Genomic DNA, 18762 nt, shown 5'->3' on the forward strand with positions numbered 1-18762 from the left:
CCCGCCGCGACGCCGCCACTCGGCGTTGCAAATGCTCGCAGTAGTACCGGCGACTGCTCCGCGTTGCGCCTTGATTGGCGACGCCGCGACGGCCTGCTCGGCCGCGTGGATTTCGGAGATGGCTTCTGATGACACGCGAACTTCACCTGGGCGCCTTTCTGATGGAGTCGGGCCACCATGTGGCCGCCTGGCGCGACCCCGGCGTGCCCGACCGTGCCGGGCTGGACTTCGGGCTCTACAGGCGCCTGGCGCAGACGGCCGAGGCCGCGCTGTTCGACCTGGTGTTCTTCGCCGACAGCGTCGCCGTGGAAGAGGGCGCCGGCGCCGAGCGGTTCTCGCGCTCGGCGCGCTTCGAGCCGTTGACGTTGCTGTCGGCGCTGGCGGCGGTGACCGATCGCATCGGCCTCGTCGGCACCGTGACGGCCACCTACAACGAGCCCTATCACGTGGCGCGCAAGTTCGCGTCGCTGGATCACCTGTCCGGCGGCCGCTCGGGCTGGAACCTCGTCACGTCGGACAACGCCTCGGAGGCGGGCAACTTCGGCCGCGACCAGCATGTCGGCCACGCCGACCGCTACGCGCGTGCCGAGGAGTTCCTGCGTGTCGTGCGCGGGCTGTGGGACAGCTGGGATGACGACGCCTTCGTCAACGATCGCGCCAGCGGCCTCTATTACCGGCCCGAGTCGCGCCATGTGCTGGCCCACGAGGGCGAGCACTTCAAGGTGCGTGGGCCGCTGAATGTGGCCCGCTCGCCGCAAGGGCAGCCGGTCGTCGTGCAGGCCGGTGCGTCCGAGGCCGGGCGGCAGCTGGCCGCGGCGAGCGCCGAGCTGGTGTTCACGGCGCAGCCGACGCTGCAGGCGGCCCAGGCCTTCTATGCCGACCTGAAGTCACGCGCCGAGGCCGCCGGGCGGCCGGCAGACGCGATCAAGATCCTGCCCGGCGTCTATGCGGTGGTGGGCGAGAGCCGCGCCGAAGCGGAGGACAAGCAGGGCGCGCTGCAGGCGCTCGTCGACCCGACCGCGGCCGTGGGCCTGCTGTCGCGCATGATCGGCAACTTCGACCTCAGCGGCTATGCGCTGGACGAGCCGCTGCCCGAGCTGCCGCTGACGGACACCGGCCAACGCAGCCGCCAGCAGCTGCTCAGCGGCCTGGCGCGGGACGGCCAGCTGACGCTGCGGCAACTGGCGCTGAAGATCGCCGGTGGCCGGGGCCACCTGAGCCTCGTGGGCACTGCGGCCGACGTGGCCGATGTGTTGCAGCAATGGTTCGAGCAGGGCGCTGCCGACGGCTTCAATGTGATGCCGCCCACACTGCCGGCCGGGCTCGACGACTTCGCCCATCTCGTGGTGCCCGAGCTGCAGCGGCGCGGTCTGTTCCGCACGCGCTATGTGGGCCGCACGTTGCGGGAGCACCTGGGGCTGAAGCGGCCGGTGGTGTCGCGATGAGGCGCCGCCTGCTGGTGGGGGCGGCGGCAGCCTGGCCCGTGGCCGCCTTCGCGGCGCCGTCGCGCCTGCGCATCGGCTTCCAGAAGGGCGGGCTGTTGCTGCTCGTCAAGCTGCGTGGCTCGCTGGAGAAGGCGCTGCCGGGCGTGGCCATCGAGTGGAAAGAATTCCCGGCGGGGCCGCCGCTGCTGGAGGCGCTGGATGCCGGCGCCATCGACTTCGGCGTCACCGGCGCGCCGCCGCCGGTGTTCGCGCAGGCGGCCGGCCGTGACTTCGTCGCCGTGGCGGCCGAGCCGGGCCTGCTGCACAGCGAGGCGCTGGTGGTGCGCGCGTCAAGCCCGGTGCACACACTGGCCGAGCTGCGTGGGCAACGCATCGCGCTGGCCAAGGGCTCGAGTTCGCACTACCTGCTGCTCGCGTCGCTGCAGAAGGCCGGGCTGCGGGTGGCGGATGTGCAACCCGTCTACCTCGGCCCGGCCGATGCCCGCGCGGCATTCGAGAGTGGTGCTGTCGCCGCCTGGGTGGTGTGGGACCCTTACCTGAGCATCGTGCAGGCCGCGCAGCCCGTGCGCGTGCTGGCGGATTTCGGGGCGCTGGCACCGGCGGTCCAGCCGCCCTGGAGCTTCTACGAAGCCCGGCGCCCGTTCGCGCAGGCGCAAGGCGCGCTGTTGCGGCAGGTCATCGACGTGATCGCCGCTGAAGGCGCCTGGGCTACGGCCAACCCCGAGGCCGCCGCCCGCATCGGCGCTCCGCTGCTGGGCCTGAGCCTGGACGTGTTGCTGCCCATGCACCGCCGCGCGCGCTTCGGCGCCGTGCCGGTGAACGAGGCCATCGCGGCCGACCAGCAACGCGTGGCCGACGCCTTCCACGCCCAGGGCCTGATCCCGCGGCCGATCAAGGTGAGGGAGAGTTTTTGGTGGGGGTGACCCGCCCCGACCCGCCCCGACGCGGCGGGCCCACAAACGACACGGGGCGCCTTTGGCGCCCCGGGGAGGTGTCTGGGTTCTCAGTCGGCGGGCGACACCAGTCGCATCTGCCTTTGCCGCGAGATGACCCAGCGGCGCCACGGCGCCAGGAGTCAGGCGCGGGTCAGCGCCGTCTTGACGGGGCTGCGGCCCAGCAGGTCGCCGAGTTGAGCGACGACGGCAACGACCGAGAAGGCCAGCGTGATGATCAGCAGTTCCATTTCTTTCCCTTTTCTTGGTGCTTTGTTGATGTGCCGGCATTCTAAGGGTTTTTACCTGGTAACCAAGGGTTAACCCTGTAGCTTGTTGGGGTGTCATACGCCGTTCATCTGACATTGGGTGCGTTACCTATTCAAACTGAGGATAGGAGAAGCTGAATAAACGATATTTCAGAACTAGCTGCCACTCCTAAGCTCCCGGCGTCCTTGAACGACCCTTGAGCTCATGCGAATCACGAAGCTGACGACCTACCGTGTGCCTCCGCGGTGGATGTTCCTGAAAATCGAAACCGACGAAGGTGTCGTCGGTTGGGGCGAGCCGGTTCTCGAAGGCCGCGCCCGCACCGTCGAGGCGGCCGTGCACGAGCTGTCCGAATACCTGGTGGGCCAGGACCCGGCCCGCATCAACGACCTCTGGCAGGTCATGTACCGCGCCGGCTTCTACCGTGGCGGCCCCATCCTGATGAGTGCGATCGCCGGCATCGACCAGGCGCTGTGGGACATCAAGGGCAAGGTCATGGGCCAGCCGGTGTACGAGCTGCTGGGCGGCCTGGTGCGCGACAAGATGAAGGTCTATTCCTGGGTTGGCGGCGACCGCCCGGCGGACATCATTCGCGACATCAAGCGCCTGCGCGAAGGCGGCTTCGACACCTTCAAGATGAATGGCACTGAGGAACTCGGCATCGTCGACAGCGCCCGCAAGGTGGACGAGGCCGTGGCCCGTATCGCCGAGATCCGCGAAGCCTTCGGCCATGACATCGAGTTCGGCATCGACTTCCACGGCCGTGTGGCCGCGCCGATGGCCAAGCCGCTGCTGAAGGCGCTGGAGCCCTACCGCCCGCTGTTCGTCGAGGAGCCGGTGCTGGCCGAGCAGGCCGAGTACTACCCCAAGCTGGCCGAGCAGACCGCCATCCCGCTGGCGGCCGGCGAGCGCATGTTCTCGCGCTTCGACTTCAAGCGTGTGTTCCAGGCCGGCGGCATCTCCATCGTGCAGCCCGACCTGTCGCACGCCGGGGGCATCACCGAGTGCTTCAAGATCGCTGGCATGGCCGAGGCGCACGATGTGGCCTTCGCGCCGCACTGCCCGCTGGGCCCGGTGGCGCTGGCGTCCTGCCTGGCGGTGGACTTCGTGTCCCACAACGCCGTGCTGCAGGAGCAGAGCATGGGCATCCACTACAACAAGGGTGCCGAGCTGCTGGACTTCGTCAAGAACAAGGACGACTTCCGCATCGAGGACGGCTTCATCAACCCGCTGCGCAAGCCGGGCCTGGGCGTCGAGATCGACGAGGAGCGCGTCATCGAGGCGAGCAAGAACGTCACTGACTGGCGCAATCCGGTCTGGCGTCACGCCGACGGCTCGGTGGCCGAGTGGTGAGCCCCTCGCCCGGTCTCGCGTCGGCTGAACGCCGGCAAGGCCGGTCGGTCCCCCGAGGGGACGCCGATGCTTGCGGCGTTGAGCCGCAAGCACATCGCCTGACGGGCCGGCTTGGGAGCGGCCCGGCGCTCGGCCCGCAAAACGGATACCTGACATGACTGCTTCTAGACTGATCGCGCTGGACTGGGGCAGCACGCGGCTGCGCGCCTTTCTGCTGGGTGATGGCGGCGAGGTGCTGCAGACGCGCCAGTCCAATGACGGCGCCGCCACGTTGAAGGGCGCCGACCAGTACGCCGCCGCGCTGGCGGCGCTGGTGGGCGACTGGCGCGCCGACCACCCCGAAGTCCAGCTGCTGGCCTGCGGCATGGTGGGCAGCCAGTACGGCTGGCGCGAGGCGCCCTATGTGCGCTGCCCGGCCGATGCCGCGGCGCTGGCCGGCCAGGTGCTGAAGCTGGACGACAGCATCAGCATCATCCCCGGCCTTGTTGACGACGCGGCCCAGCCCGACGTCATGCGCGGCGAGGAGACGCAGATCGTCGGCGCGCTGGCGCTGAACCCGGCGCTGGCCGACGACGCCTGCCTGGTGCTGCCCGGCACGCACTCGAAGTGGGCGCGCGTGAAGGCCGGCCGCGTGACCGGTTTTGCCACCCACATGACCGGCGAGCTGTTCGCGCTGCTGCGCCAGCATTCGGTGTTGAACCGGCTGATGCCGGCCGACGGCAGCTCGCCGGCATCGCCGGAGGCCTTCCTGAAAGGCGTGGACGCTGCGCGCGAAGAGGGGGCCTTGAGCCACCAGCTGTTCGCCGTGCGCACGCTGGGGCTGTTCAAGCAGCTGGGCCCGGAACAGCTGCCCGACTACCTCTCCGGCCTGCTGATCGGCCACGAACTCGCCCATGAACTCCAGGGCAGCCAGCCGCGCGTCGCGCTCATCGGCGACCCCGCGCTGTGTGCCCGTTATGCGCAGGCGCTCGCGCGCTTCGGCCAGCCCGAACCGCTGCTGCTGGACAACACCGCGCCGGCCGGCCTGTGGGCCCTGGCGCAAACCATGAATCTGAATTGACATGCTGAACGCTGCCCTGCAACACCTGCCCCTCGTCGCCATCCTGCGCGGTGTCAAGCCCGTGGAGGTGGAGGCCGTCGCCGATGCGCTCTACGCCGAGGGCTTCCGCGTCATCGAGGTGCCGCTGAACTCGCCCGATGCACTCGACTCCATCGCCCGCCTGGCCCGCCGCATGCCGGCCGATGCCGTCGTTGGCGCCGGCACGGTGCTGAGCGTGCAGGCCGTGACCGACGTGGCCGCCGCGGGCGGCAAGGTCATCGTCATGCCGCATGCCGACGTGGAAGTCATCCGCGCGGCCAAGGGGCGCGACCTGTTCTGCGTGCCGGGTGCGGCCACGCCGACGGAGGCCTTTGCCGCCGTGCACGCGGGGGCTGATGCGGTCAAGCTGTTCCCGGCCGAGCTGATCACGCCCACCATCGTGAAGGCCATGCGCGCCGTGCTGCCCAAGACGCTGCGCTTGCTGCCGGTGGGCGGCATCACGCCCGACAACATGGCGCCCTATGTGAAGGCGGGCGCCACCGGTTTCGGCCTGGGCTCGGCGCTGTATGCCCCGGGCCTCACGGCGGCGGAGGTGGGCGAGCGGGCCCGCGCCTTCGCGGCCGCCTGGCGCGCGCTCTGATCCGATAAAAAAACAAATCACCCGGAGACAACCATGAACTGCACCCACTCGCTCAAGGCAGCGAAGGACCGCCCCTGCGCGGCGCCCGCATCGCAGCGCCTGGCGCAACGCCTGCTCGCCGCGCTGCTGGCGGCGGCGCTCGCTCCGGCGGCGCTGGCCGACACGCTCAAGCTCGACGCGCGCGCACCGGTGGCCGAGCCGCTGACCGGCCATCTGAAGCTGGGGACGGCAACGTCGCCGCAGGGTGAGACGCTGGCGGCCAACAGCCGGTACCTGCTGAAGGACGGCAAGCCCTGGCTGCCGGTCATGGGCGAATACCACTTCAGCCGCGCGCCGGCGTCGCAGTGGGCCGACCAGTTGCGCCTGATGAAGGCGGCCGGCATCGACATCGTCGCGAGCTATGTGTTCTGGAATCACCACCAGGAGCAGCCCGGCGCCTTCAACTGGCGGGGTAACCACGACCTGCGTCGCTTCGTGCAACTGGCGCAGGCCGCCGGCCTGAAGGTCGTCGTGCGGCTGGGGCCCTGGGCGCACGGCGAGGCCCGCTATGGCGGCATCCCGGATTGGGTGGTCGACAAGATGCCCACGCGCGGCAACGACCCCGAGTACATGGGCCATGTCGAGAGGCTCTACGCCGAGATCGGCGGGCAGCTCAAGGGCCTGCTGTGGAAGGACGGCGGGCCCGTCATCGGCGTGCAGCTGGAGAACGAATACAACATCCGTGGCGCCGGCAAGGGCGAGGCCCACATCAGCGCGCTGAAGGCGCTGGCGCTGAAGGCCGGCATGGACGTGCCGCTCTACACCGTCACCGGCTGGGACGGCACGGTCTATCCGTCCGGCGAGGTGATGCCCGTGTTCGGCGGTTACCCCGACGAGCCCTGGGCCACCAGCACCAAGGAGCTGCCGCCCAAGGAGACGCATGCCTTCCGCTTCGACACGCGTGTCAGCGGCGACCTCGGCGCACAGACCCAGTCCCATCAGCCTGGCACGGCCGAGACGGACAAGGACAAGGTGCCCTTCCTCGGCGCCGAATACGGGCCCGGCCTGCCGGCCATGTACCGCCGGCGCACGCTGGTGTCGCCCGACGACATCGCGGCCATGCTGCCGGTGCAGCTGGGCTCGGGCGTCAACCTGTTCGGCTATTACATGTTCCACGGCGGCCGCAACCCGGTCGGCGTGGGCGGCACGGGGCTGGAGGAAAGCACACTGAGCGGCGGCTACAACGACACGCCGCGCATCAGCTACGACTTCCAGGCGCCGCTGGGCCCGGACGGCCAGCAGCGCCCGGTGCTGACCAAGCTGCGGCCGTTCCACTACTTCCTGCGCGACTACGGCGCCCAGCTCGCCACGATGACCGTGCGCCAGCCCGAGCGCTCGCCCGCCAACCCGGCCGACCTGCAGACGCCGCGCTGGTCGGTGCGCAGCAATGGCGACAGCGGCTTCCTGTTCTTCAACAACCATGTGCGCCAGTACCCGATGCCGACGCAGGCGGGTGTGCGCTTCGAAGTGCAGTTGCCAGGCGGCGCCGTCACGCTGCCCAGCCAGCCGGTGGACATCCCCGACGGGGCCTATTTCATCTGGCCGGTCAACCTCGACCTCGATGGCGTGGCGCTGCGCTACGCCACCGCGCAGCCGGTGACGCGCGTGGACGCGGGCGCCCAGGGCATCGTGCACGTCTTCGTGACGACGGCAGGGCTGCCGGCGGAGTTCGCACTGGCAGACCGCCTTCAGGTGCTCAAGCCCGGGTCTGGCCTGCAGCGCCTGGGCGTGACGGCCGCGGGCCGCGCGGTGAGCGTGCTGCTGCTGTCGCCGGCGCAGGCCGAACAACTCAACGTGCTGGAGATTGCCGGCCAGCGGCGGCTGGTGTTCAGCGAGCAGCAGGCCTGGGTGGCCGACGGACGGCTGCAGCTGCGCGGCGTGGGCCCGCACCCGCTGGGGGCGGCCGTGTTCCCGGCACTCGCCCGGCCGCGCGCGCCCGGCCTGCAGGTTCGCCAGGACGGCGTGCTGCAGCGGCTGGCGCTGCCCGGCAGCATCCCGCAGCCGACGTTGAAGATCCTGCCCACGCGCCCGGCCGGCAACGCGCCGCGCGTGCTCAAGGGCGGGCTGGCCAATGCTGCGGTGCAGCCCGTGCCGGAAGCCTTCGCCACGGCCGCCACCTGGGCGCTGACCCTGCCGGCCAAGCTGCCCGCGCAGGCCGAGGACGTGCTGCTGGAGCTGGACTTCGTGGGTGACATCGGCCGCGTCTTCGCCGGCACGCGCATGCTGGATGACTGGTATTACAACGGCCAGCACTGGCAGCTGGGCCTGCGGCAGTTCGGCCTGAAGCCGGGCGCCGAGTTGCAGCTCAGCGTGCTGCCGCTGCGGGCCGACGCGCCCATCTACATCGACGCGGCGCACCGCCCTGCGTTCGCTGCCGGCCAGGCCCAGGCCGCCGAGCTGCGCGGCGCTCGCCTGCTCACGGTTCGCCGTATGAGTATTTCCCCTTGAGATATACGAAAACTGGATAGTTAAGACCAGATATTCGATTAGTGCGGAATGGAACGGTTCCGTAACTTACGGGACCCGGCATCGTTGGGCGGGCCGGCCTGTTAGAGCCCAAAACTACAAGAACCCGGAGATATTCGCTTGTCCTACACGCATCGCGCGCTCACGCGCCATCCGCTGGCCCTGGCTGCCAGTCTCGTTTTCGCCGCTCCCGTCTGGGCCCAGGAGGCTCCGCCGCCAGCCAGCGAGTCCCTGGAAACCGTCGTCGTCACCGGCATGAAGGCCAGCCTGAGCAAGGCTCAGGACCGCAAGCGCAATGCGGACCAGGTCGTCGATTCCATCGTCGCCGACGACATCGGCAAGCTGCCGGATGCCAACGTGGCCGAGGCGCTGCAGCGCATCGCCGGCGTGCAGATCTCGCGCAACCGCGGCGAGGGCGACCGCGTGCAGGTGCGCGGCCTGTCGCAGACGCAGACGCTGCTCAACGGCCGCTCCATCTTCAGCGCCGGCAAGGAGCGCGGCCTGTCGTTCCAGGACGTACCCGCCGAGCTGCTGGCCGGTGCCGACGTCTACAAGACACCGACGGCCGACCAGGTCGAGGGCGGCATCGCCGGCCTGATCGACCTGCGCACCCGCAAGCCCTTCGACTTCAGCGGCGCGAAGTTCGCCGCCACGGTCAAGGACAGCTACGCCGACCTGGCCGGCAAGAGCAAGCTCGAAGGCTCCGTGCTGGCCAGCAACCGCTGGGACCTGGGCGGCGGCCGCCAGCTGGGCGGGCTGATCAGCCTGGCCAAGCAAAAGCGCGCCTACCGCTCCGACACGCAGGAACTGGGCGCGCCGGCCCAGCTGGCTGATGGCTCGGGGGTCTATGCGCCGCTGGGCGTGTGGAACGCCTACGAGCTGGGCTCGCGGGACCGTACCGGCGCGACGGCCGCGCTGCAGTACCGGCCCAGCCGCGACACCGAGTACACGCTGGATGTGCATCACACCCGGCTGAAGACGCAGACCGACACCTACGGCTTCTACGGCTCACCGTATTGGGCCAACTGGGACGCGGCCACCAGCCTCGGCGCGCTGTGGCCCAACGGCACGATCACGAAGGATGCCAACGGCAACTTCTCCAAGGGCGCGTTCTGGGGTGCCAGCATGAGCACCTCGGCCTTCGTGGCCGACAACGACACCAAGACCACGCAGGCCGCGCTCAGCGGCAAGTGGCAGCTGGCGGAGTGGACGGTCAAGTCGGAGCTGGGCCACACCAAGAGCGACTACAGCCGCATCTACCAGGAAGCGCGCCTGGGCTTCTGGACCAACAACCCCGGCTTCGCCTATGACCTGACCACGGACGTGCCGTCGGCCGCGCCGGTGCTCGCCGCCGCCAGCGACCTGACGACGCCTGCGCAGTACTGGGCCGACAAGGCGCTGTACTTCCGCCAGGAAAACAGCGCCAAGGAAACGACCTTCCGCATCGACGGCGAGCGCCGCTTCGACGGGCTGCTGTCGCGCGTGCGCACCGGTCTGCGGGTGGCCGACCGCAAGGCCACCAGCGCCGAGATCAACACGCTCGACGACCTGTTCAGCAACAGCGCCACCGGCCCCGTCGCGGGCGCTGCACCGGCGCTGGCCGCCAAGATCGGCGTCATCGCCTACGACGACCTGCTGAAGTACGCCGGCAGCGGCGACACGCCGCGCCAGTGGCTGTCCGTCACCGACCTGGGCTGGCTGCGTGACCCGGCCACCGCCCGTGCGGCGATGGGCCTGACCGTGCCCGGCTTCGACGCCGCCCAGACCTTCGACTACCGCGAAAAGACGCAGGCCGCCTACGGCGTGGCCGACCTCGACGGCGAACTCGCCGGCATGCCGTGGTCCGGCAACGTGGGCCTGCGCTTCGTGCGCACGGAAGGCACCCGTGGCTACACCACGGTGGCTGGCACGCCTGCGTCGCTCAAGAGCAGCGACAACGACTGGCTGCCGAGCGTCAACTTCCGGCTCGACATCAGCAGCAAGCTGGTGGCGCGCCTGGGCGCTTCCAAGGTCGTCACGCAGCCCAACTTCGACCAGCTGACCCCGTCGCTCAGCCTCAACGCCAACGACAAGACCGGCTACCTCGGCAACCCGACGCTCGGGGCGCTGCATGCCCGCCAGCTGGACTTCTCGCTCGAGTACTACCTCAACAAGAGCGACCACATCTACGCGGCCGCCTTCCACAAGCGCGTGGACGGCTTCCTGCAGACGACGACGCAGAGCCTGACCTACGGCGGCAGCACCTACACCGTCTCCACGCCCAGCAATGGCGAGGACGGCAGCATCAAGGGCCTGGAAGTCGGCTATCAGGCCTTCTTCACCAGCCTGCCGGGGCTGCTGCGCGGCCTGGGCGTGCAGGCCAACTACACCTACGTCGACAGCTCGGCGCCCGGCCCGATCAACGGCCAGAAGACGCAGCTGGAAGGCCTGTCGCGCGACAGCTTCAACGTGGTGGGCATGTACGACTACGAGCAGTTCGCGCTGCGCCTGGCCTACAACTACCGCAGCAAGTACATCGCCGGCACCAGCAACTACTACGCGAACAACGGCACCACCATCGCCCAGACGCCCATCACGTTCAAGGGCTACGGCATGCTGGACGCCTATGTGAGCTGGGCCATCACGCCTCAGCTCAAGCTCGCCGTCGAGGCCAACAACCTCACGCGCACCGTGCGCCACAGCACCTACGGCATCGGCGATCTGGCCCGCGGCACTTACGCCGACGACCGCCGCTACGCGGTCAGCCTGCACCTGGACCTGTGATGAACGGCCAGCTGGACCTGGCGCTGCCGCAGGCGGCCACCCTCGGTGAAGGCCTGCTGTGGCAGGGCGGACGCTGGTGGTGGACCGACATCGAGGCGTCCACGCTGTTCGCGTGGCGCCCGGGCAGCGACGCGCCGCAGCTGTGCCGTCTGCCGGACCGGCTGGGTTGCTTTGCGCACACCAAGTCCGGCCGCATGCTGCTGGGGCTGGCCAAGCGGCTGGCGCTGGCCTCGCTGGGCGATCAGCTCGAGCTGACGCTGCTGCAGACGCTGGTGCCGGTGGACGCCGCCGAGCCGCGCACGCGCATCAACGACGGCCGCACCGACCGGCGCGGCTACTTCGTGTTCGGCACGCTCAACGAAGCCAAGGAGAAGCGGCCCATCGCCAGCTTCTACCAATACTCGTTGGCGCACGGCCTGCGCCGGCTTGCGCTGCCGGCCGTGGCCATTGCCAACAGCATCTGCTTCAGCGTCGACGGGCGCACGATGTACTTCTGCGACACGCTGTCGCGCCGCATCCAGCAGTGCGACTACGACGCCGAGACCGCCCAGGTCGAGAATGTCCGGCTGTTCACGGAGATGGATGTCGCCGAGGCCTGGCCCGACGGCTCCGTCATCGACGCCGAGGGCTGCCTGTGGAACGCGCAGTGGGGCGCCGGACGTGTGGCACGCTACGACCCCGACGGCCGCCTGATGGGCGTGTTAACAGCACCGGCGGCCCACAGCACCTGCCCGGCGTTCGGGGGTGAGGGGCTGAACCAGCTGATGCTCACGACCGCGCGGGCCGAGCTGGACCGCGACGCGCTGACCGCGCAGCCGCTGTCCGGCAGCCTGTTCGGGCTGCGCCTGCCGAAGGCGCTGGGCGTGCCCGACACCCTGTTTGAAGATTGATTGGAGACGAGACGATGAAGATGCAACGACGTGCCGCCCTTGCCCTGGCCCTGCTGGCCAGCCCCTTCGCGCTGCAGGCTGCGGAGCCCGTCAAGGTCGGCTTCCTCGTCAAGCAGGCCGAGGAGCCCTGGTTCCAGGACGAATGGCGCTTCGCCGAGCAGGCCGCCAAGGAAAAGGGCTTCACGCTGGTCAAGATCGGGGTGCCCAACGGCGAGAAGACGCTGGCCGCCATCGACAACCTGGCCGCGCAGAAGGCCGTCGGCTTCGTCATCTGCGCGCCCGACGTGAAGTTGGGTGTGGCCATCAACCGGGCCGCCAAGCGCAACAACCTCAAGGTCATGTCGGTGGACGACCAGCTCGTCGACGGCGGCGGCAAGCCCATCGCCGGCATTCCCCACATGGGCATCTCGGGCTACGAGATCGGCAAGCAGGTCGGTGCCGGGCTGCTGGCCGAAATCAAGGCCCGCGGCTGGAAGCTCGACGAAGTCGGCGTGCTGCGCGTGGCCTACGACCAACTGCCCACCGGCCGTGACCGCACCATGGGCGCGGCCGACGCGCTGAAGGCCGCCGGCGTGCCGGCCGCCAACCTCATCGACGCGCCCCAGGCCAAGACCGACACCGAGAGCGCCTTCAACGCCGCCAACATCGCCTTCACGAAGAACGCCAAGTTCAAGAAGTGGGTCGCGTTCGGTCTGAACGACGAAGCCGCGCTGGGCGCCGTGCGCGCCGCCGAAGGCCGCGGCATCAAGGCCGACGCGATGCTGGCCATCGGCATCGGCGGCAGCCAGACGGCCCTGAACGAGTTCACCAAGCCCACGCCGACGGCCTTCTTCGGCACCGTGCTGATCAGCCCCAAGCGCCACGGCTATGAGACGGCCATCGCCGTGTACGAATGGGCCACGGCCGGCAAGACGCCGCCGCCGGTGACGCTGACCAGCGGCGTGCTGATGACCCGCCAGAACCAGGGCGAACTGCGCAAGCAGATGGGGCTGTGACCCACCGCCGATGCGCTTCGCGCCGCCTCCCCCAGGCGGCGCCACCCGCGGGGCGGCCATGCCGGTGCCGTGGTGTCTGCGCGTTCAACCTCTCTCTTGGTTCCACCCTCGCGTCGCCAGGCGGCCAGGGCGAATGACATGTCATCCTTGCAGTTCGACAACATCACGAAGACCTTCCCCGGCGTCAAGGCGCTCAACGGGGTGAGCTTCGAGGCGCGGCCCGGTCAGGTCATGGGCCTGCTCGGCGAGAACGGCGCCGGCAAAAGCACGCTGCTGAAGATCCTCGGCGGCCAGTACAAGCCCGACGGCGGCCGCCTGGTCATCGACGGTCAGGAGCGCCGCTTCACATCGGCCGGCGACGCCATTCGCGCCGGCGTGGCCATCATCCACCAGGAGCTGCAGTACGTGGCCGAGCTGACCGTGGCCGAGAACGTGCTGCTGGGGCGGCTGCCCACGCGCTTCGGGCTGGTGGACCACCAGGCCGCGCGCAAGATGGTGGCCGCGCAGCTCGCCGCCATCGGCGTGGAGCTGGACCCGGCGGCCCGCCTGTCTGAGCTGTCCATCGCGCAGCGCCAGATGGTGGAGATCTGCAAGGCAGTCATGCAGGACGCCAAGGTCATCGCCTTCGACGAGCCCACCAGCAGCCTGTCGCACCGCGAGACCGAGATCCTGTTCAAGCTCGTCAAGCGCCTGCGCTCCGAAGGCCGCACGCTGATCTACATCTCGCACCGGCTCGAAGAGCTGTACGAGCTGTGCGATGCCTGCACGATCTTCCGCGACGGCCGCAAGATCGTCACGCACGACGTCATGGCCGAGGTGCCGCGCGATCGCCTCATCAGCGACATGGTGGGCCGCGAGGTGAAGGACATCTACGACTACCGCACGCGCCCGCAGGGCCCGATCCGGCTGGAGGCGCGCGGCCTGCACAGCGCCCGCCTGCCCGAGCCGCTGAGCTTCGCCGTGCGCGGCGGCGAGGTGCTGGGCTTCTTCGGCCTCGTCGGCGCGGGCCGCAGCGAGCTGATGCGGCTGATGTACGGCGCCGACGCGCGCCGGGGCGGCGACGTCTGGCTGGACGGTCATGCGGTGTCTGCCGACAGCCCGGCCGACGCCATCGCCGCCGGCATCGTGCTGTGCCCGGAGGACCGCAAGGAGCAGGGCATCCTGGCGCATTCGTCGGTGGCCGAGAACATCAACATCAGCTGCCGCCGCCACGGCCTGGCGGGCGGCGTGTTCCTGCGCCACGGCCAGGAGGCGCAGCGGGCCGACGACTTCATCAAGAAGCTGCGCATCAAGACGCCCAACCGCGAGCAGGAGATCCGCCTGCTGTCCGGTGGCAACCAGCAGAAGGTCATCCTGGCGCGCTGGCTGGCCGAGCCGGGCCTGAAGGTGCTCATCCTCGACGAGCCCACGCGTGGCATCGACGTCGGTGCCAAGAACGAGATCTACAAGATCATCCACGACGTGGCCGCGGCGGGCTGCTGTGTCATCGTCATCTCCAGCGAGCTGCCGGAGGTGCTGGGCATCAGCGACCGCCTCATCGTCATGCGCGACGGCCGCATCAGCGGCGAGCTTGCGCGCGAGGAGGCCAGCGAGACCGCCGCGCTCGCGCTCGCGTTGCCCGATGGGGCCGCTGCCGTCCACTGAGAGACGTCGTGAACGACCCCCACACGCTCGCTCGTCCCACCGCAACGCCACCACCCGGCGTTGCACACGCTCACCGCAGCACTGGCTGCCACTCCGCTTTGCGCCTTGACGGGCGCCGCCGCGACGGCCTGCACGGCCGCGCAGGACTCATTCGCTGCTTCTGACATGAACACGACCACCCAACCGACTCCCGCCGCGCCCGGCTCCGCCATGAACACCAAGTCCCGCGCCCTGCTCAAGGAACACAGCATGACGCTGGGCTATGCGCTGCTGTTCGTGGTGCTGGCCCTCACGGTCGAGAACTTCTTCTCCGGCGCCAACATCGTTGGCCTGCTGCTGTCGGTCGCGCAGATCGGCATGGTGGCCTGCACGATGATGCTGTGCCTGGCCTCGCGCGACTTCGACCTCTCCGTCGGCTCCACGATCGCCTTCGCCGGCGTGCTGGGCGCCATGGTGCTGGAGCGCACCGGCAGCATCGGCCTGGCCATCGGCAGCGGCCTGCTCGCCGGTGCGCTGATCGGTGCCGGCAACGGTGTGCTGATCGCCTATCTGCGCGTCAACGCGCTCATCGCCACGCTGGCCACCATGCTGATGGTGCGCGGCCTGGCCTTCATCGCGTCCAAGGGCCAGGCCGTGGGCATTGCCGACGAGGGCTTCATCTCGTTCGGCGACACCGCCGTGCTGGGCCTGCCGCTGCCCATCTGGCTGACGGTGCTGTGCTTCATCGTGTTCGGCGTGCTGCTCAACCACACGGTGTTCGGCCGCAACACGTTGGCCATCGGCGGCAACCCGGAAGCCGCTCGCCTGGCGGGTGTGCGCGTGGAGCGGCTGCGCGTGTGGATCTTCCTGCTGCAGGGCGTGGTCACGGCGCTGGCCGGGCTCGTGCTGTCGGCGCGCATCACCAGCGGCCAGCCCAATGCGGCCACCGGCTTCGAGCTGGACGTCATCTCCGCCTGCGTGCTGGGCGGCGTGTCGCTGCAGGGCGGCAAGGCGCGCATCTTCGGCGTCGTCATCGGTGTGCTCATCATGGGCACGGTCGAGAACGTCATGAACCTGCTGAACGTCGACGCGTTCTACCAGTACCTCGTGCGCGGCCTCATCCTGCTGGCCGCTGTTCTCCTCGACCAGCTGAAGACCCGCGGTGAACGCCGTGCTTGAAATGATGGCGCCCCTCGCCCAAGGCAAGCCTTGGTCGGTCTTGCAGACCGCGCTGCGGCTTGTGCCGCAGCCCTTCGGCAGGCACGGGCCGTCCACCGGACGCCCCGTGTACGGCCTCAGCCCCCTGGGGGACGGCGATGCTTGCGGCGTCGAGCCGCAAGCACATCGCCAGAGCGGGCCGGCTTGGGAGCGGCCCGGCGCTCGGCCCGCAAGGAATCACTGAGATGTCTATCCAACGTCGTACTTTGCTGGCTGCGTCGCTAGCCAGCGCGCTGCCCGCACATGCCGCGGCGAAAGCGCCACTGCTGGCCGGTGGCGATATCTCCGCGCTGACGTGGATGGAACACGCCGGGGCGGTCTACAAGGACCGTGACGGCAAGCCGGGCGACTGCCTGGAAATCCTGAAGCGCTACGGCCACAACATCGTGCGCATCCGCATGTATGACCGCACCGGGCCGGGCACGGGCAACGACGGCTGGTACTGGCCCGAGGGCTCGATGGACCTGGCCGACGTGCTGCGCCTGGCGCGCCGCGCCAAGGCGCAGGGCATGCAGATTCAGTTCACGCTGCACTACAGCGACTTCTGGACCAACTCCAAGACGCAGACGCCGCCCACCGCCTGGCGCAAGGCGCTGGACCAGCTGGACGACGACACGGCCCGCTTCGAGCGCCTGCTGGCGCTCGTGGAGGCGCGCAGCCGCCTCGTCGTCAAGGCGCTGGTGGACCAGGGCACGCCGCCTGAGTTCGTGTCGCTGGGCAACGAGATCGAGCATGGCCTGCTCTACCCCTGGGGCAGCACCGCCAACTGGCAGCGCCTGGGCGCTCTGCTGAAGGCCGGCCATGCCGGCGTGAAGGCGGCCCATCCGGGGGCCAAGATCGTGCTGCACCTGGACGACGGCGGCAACGAGGCCAAGTACATCGACTGGTTCGACCATGCCCGCGAGCAGGGCGTGAAGTGGGACGTCATCGGCCCGTCCTACTACCCGTTCTGGACCCAGAAGAACGTCGGCCAGCTGATGAGCTTCTGCGACACGGTCTCGGCCCGCTACGACAGCGACATCCTCGTCATGGAAGCCGGCTTCAACTTCGCGCCCAACCGTGCCGACGGCTGGCCGGGCCAGCTGGAGAACAACGGCCCCTATCCGGCCAGCATGAGCACCCCCGAAGGCCAACGCGACTTCATGGCCGAGCTGCTGGCCGCCTGCCAGGCGCATCCGCGCGTGCTGGGCGTGCTGTACTGGGACCCGATCTTCATCGCCAACCGCAAGGTCGGCTGGGCGCTGAAGGAAGGCTCCGGCGAGCCCGGGCCCAACGTCGTCTCCAACACCACCTTGTTCGACTTCAAGGGCCGGGCGCTGCCCGTGCTGGACATCTGGAAGCAGTACACGCAATGAGTTCTCCGCGTCTGCAAGGCAAGGTGGCGTTGGTGACTGGCGCCACCCAGGGCATCGGCAAGGCCATCGCGCGGCTGTTCGTCGCCGAGGGTGCCAAGGTCATCCTGAACGGCCTGGCCGCCGATGCGGCGCTGGCTGCGGAACTCGTCCGGGAGCTGGGCGAGGACAACGTGATGTTCATCGCCGCCGACATCGCCGATGAAGCCGCGGTGCGCGCCATGGCCGCGAATGGCGCCGAGTGCTTCGGCCCCATCAACGTGCTGATCAACAACGCCGGCATGAACGTGTTCGCCGAGCCGCTGGAGATGACGTCGGCGCAGTGGCAGCGCTGCTTCGCGGTGGACCTGGAGGGCGCCTTGCATTGCAGCCGCGCCGTGCTGCCGGGCATGCTGGCGGCGGGCGGCGGCAGCATCGTCAACATCGCGTCGGTGCATGGCCACCGCATCATTCCCGACGCCTTCCCCTACCCGGTGGCCAAGCATGCGCTGATCGGCATGACCAAGGCGCTGGGCATCCAGTACGCGGCTCGCAACGTGCGCGTCAACTCGATCTCGCCCGGGCTGATCCTGTCGGAGCGTGTGGTCGAATGGCTGGGCAGCATCAGCCCCGAGGAGGCCCAGCGCCAGGTGGATCTGCTGCCTACCAAGCGCATCGGTGAGCCCATCGAGGTGGCCTACACGGCGTTGTTCCTGGCCAGCGACGAAGCCCGGTTCATCAACGCGACGGATATCCTCATCGACGGGGGCCGCTCCCAGCTCTATCACGACTAGATCTTCGTTGCCATGACCGACCCGCGCTCGGATCGCTTCGTCCGCTCCCACCTGAAGACCCGGCAGCTGGTGCTGCTGGTGGAGCTGGGGCGGCACGGGTCCATCCTGCATGCGGCGCAGGCGGCCAACCTGACGCAGCCGGCCGCGTCCAAGCTGCTGGCCGACCTGGAGCATGCGTTGGGCGTGAAGCTGTTCGAGCGCCTGCCGCGCGGCGTGGCGCCCACCTGGTATGGCGAGGTCATGATCCGCCGCGCCGGGGCGGCGCTGGCGGAGCTGGACGCCGGGCACCAGGAGGTCATGGAGCTGTTGTCCGGCCTGGCGGGGCGTGTCGCGGTCGGCGCGGTGCTGACACCGTCGACCACCTTGCTGCCGGCTGCCGTCGTCGAGCTCAAGGCGCGCCAGCCGCGCGTGCATGTGGCCATCACGGTGGACACCAGCAAGATCCTGACGCAGCAACTGCAGAGCGGCGAGCTGGACCTCGTCATCGGCCGCGTGCTGGACAGCGAGTCGGCCGCCCAGCTCAGCTTCGAGCCGCTGACTGACGAGCCGCACAGCCTCATCGTGCGGGCCGGGCATCCGCTCGTGGGGCGTACCGACCTGGGCCTGCCCGAGCTGGCGCGGCAGAGCTGGATCCTGCCGCCCGGCGGCAGCATCCTGCGCGACCGGTTGACGTCGCTGTTCCTGACCGCGGGGCTGGGCCAGCCGCAGCAGGCCGTGGAGACGCTGTCGCTGCCGGTCATCACCAGCCTGTTGGCGCAGTCCGACATGGTGGTGGCGCTGCCCGAGGAGCTCATGCGCCCCTACCTCGACGCGGGTTTGCTGACCGTGCTGCCGATGGAGCTGGGCCTGCGCATGGATGCCTACGGCATCGTCACGCGGCGCGGCCACCAGCTGTCGCCGGGCGCCGAGCTCATGCTGAACTGCCTGCGCGCGCAGGCACGCCAGCGCCTGGGCTGAGCGCCGG

Annotated in this window: 14 protein-coding genes; all 14 read left to right on the forward strand. The window is 69.4% G+C overall.

The genetic code is table 11. The annotated features are described in order from the left end of the window. Positions 1-128 precede the first annotated feature (128 nt). The 14 genes from ACG00X_RS06705 to ACG00X_RS06770 all read left to right on the forward strand — a co-directional run bounded on the left by ACG00X_RS06705 (position 129) and on the right by ACG00X_RS06770 (position 18755). Entirely contained in the window at positions 129-1445 is a 1317-nt protein-coding gene (locus ACG00X_RS06705; protein WP_394487270.1) for an LLM class flavin-dependent oxidoreductase, read from the forward strand. After that, on the forward strand, positions 1442-2368 hold the full coding sequence (locus ACG00X_RS06710) for an aliphatic sulfonate ABC transporter substrate-binding protein (protein ID WP_394487271.1): 927 nt from the start codon (positions 1442-1444) through the stop codon (positions 2366-2368). The genes ACG00X_RS06705 and ACG00X_RS06710 overlap by 4 nt, the downstream gene beginning before the upstream one ends. A 483-nt stretch (positions 2369-2851) precedes the next feature. Beyond that, positions 2852-4000, forward strand: coding sequence for a galactonate dehydratase (gene dgoD, locus ACG00X_RS06715; RefSeq protein ID WP_394487272.1), 1149 nt, complete (start codon positions 2852-2854; stop codon positions 3998-4000). Positions 4001-4154: 154 nt separating this feature from the next. Then, positions 4155-5060 (forward strand): 2-dehydro-3-deoxygalactonokinase, encoded by a 906-nt coding sequence (locus tag ACG00X_RS06720; RefSeq protein ID WP_394487274.1) that lies wholly within the window; start codon positions 4155-4157, stop codon positions 5058-5060. Between the two features lies 1 nt (position 5061). Then, positions 5062-5679: a 2-dehydro-3-deoxy-6-phosphogalactonate aldolase gene (locus tag ACG00X_RS06725; protein WP_394487276.1), complete on the forward strand. Its 618-nt coding sequence runs from the start codon at positions 5062-5064 to the stop codon at positions 5677-5679. A 33-nt stretch (positions 5680-5712) separates the two neighbouring features. Continuing rightward, on the forward strand, positions 5713-8166 hold the full coding sequence (locus ACG00X_RS06730; RefSeq protein ID WP_394487277.1) for a beta-galactosidase: 2454 nt from the start codon (positions 5713-5715) through the stop codon (positions 8164-8166). Positions 8167-8304: 138 nt separating this feature from the next. Then, positions 8305-10947: a TonB-dependent receptor gene (locus tag ACG00X_RS06735; RefSeq protein WP_394487279.1), complete on the forward strand. Its 2643-nt coding sequence runs from the start codon at positions 8305-8307 to the stop codon at positions 10945-10947. Beyond that, positions 10947-11837, forward strand: coding sequence for an SMP-30/gluconolactonase/LRE family protein (locus ACG00X_RS06740; RefSeq protein ID WP_394487280.1), 891 nt, complete (start codon positions 10947-10949; stop codon positions 11835-11837). Before ACG00X_RS06735 ends, ACG00X_RS06740 begins: the two co-directional genes overlap by 1 nt. A gap of 20 nt (positions 11838-11857) precedes the next feature. Beyond that, positions 11858-12832, forward strand: coding sequence for an arabinose ABC transporter substrate-binding protein (locus tag ACG00X_RS06745; protein WP_394487435.1), 975 nt, complete (start codon positions 11858-11860; stop codon positions 12830-12832). Positions 12833-12970: 138 nt separating this feature from the next. Next, the gene (gene araG, locus ACG00X_RS06750; protein ID WP_394487281.1) at positions 12971-14476 is read left to right on the forward strand and encodes an L-arabinose ABC transporter ATP-binding protein AraG; all 1506 of its coding nucleotides are present in this window, start codon (positions 12971-12973) and stop codon (positions 14474-14476) included. A 165-nt stretch (positions 14477-14641) separates the two neighbouring features. Continuing rightward, on the forward strand, positions 14642-15634 hold the full coding sequence (gene araH / locus ACG00X_RS06755; protein WP_394487282.1) for an L-arabinose ABC transporter permease AraH: 993 nt from the start codon (positions 14642-14644) through the stop codon (positions 15632-15634). Between the two features lie 224 nt (positions 15635-15858). Next, entirely contained in the window at positions 15859-17028 is a 1170-nt protein-coding gene (locus ACG00X_RS06760; protein ID WP_394487283.1) for a glycosyl hydrolase 53 family protein, read from the forward strand. Then, positions 17025-17798 carry an SDR family oxidoreductase gene (locus ACG00X_RS06765; RefSeq protein ID WP_394487284.1) on the forward strand — a complete coding sequence of 258 codons (774 nt, stop codon included), beginning with the start codon at positions 17025-17027 and terminating at the stop codon, positions 17796-17798. The genes ACG00X_RS06760 and ACG00X_RS06765 overlap by 4 nt, the downstream gene beginning before the upstream one ends. A gap of 12 nt (positions 17799-17810) precedes the next feature. After that, complete coding sequence (locus tag ACG00X_RS06770) at positions 17811-18755, forward strand: LysR family transcriptional regulator (protein ID WP_394487286.1); 945 nt, start codon at positions 17811-17813, stop codon at positions 18753-18755. The last annotated feature ends 7 nt before the right edge of the window (positions 18756-18762 follow it).

The sequence above is a fragment of the Pelomonas nitida genome, from assembly GCF_043555975.1.
Taxonomy (GTDB): Bacteria; Pseudomonadota; Gammaproteobacteria; order Burkholderiales; family Burkholderiaceae_C; genus Pelomonas; species Pelomonas nitida.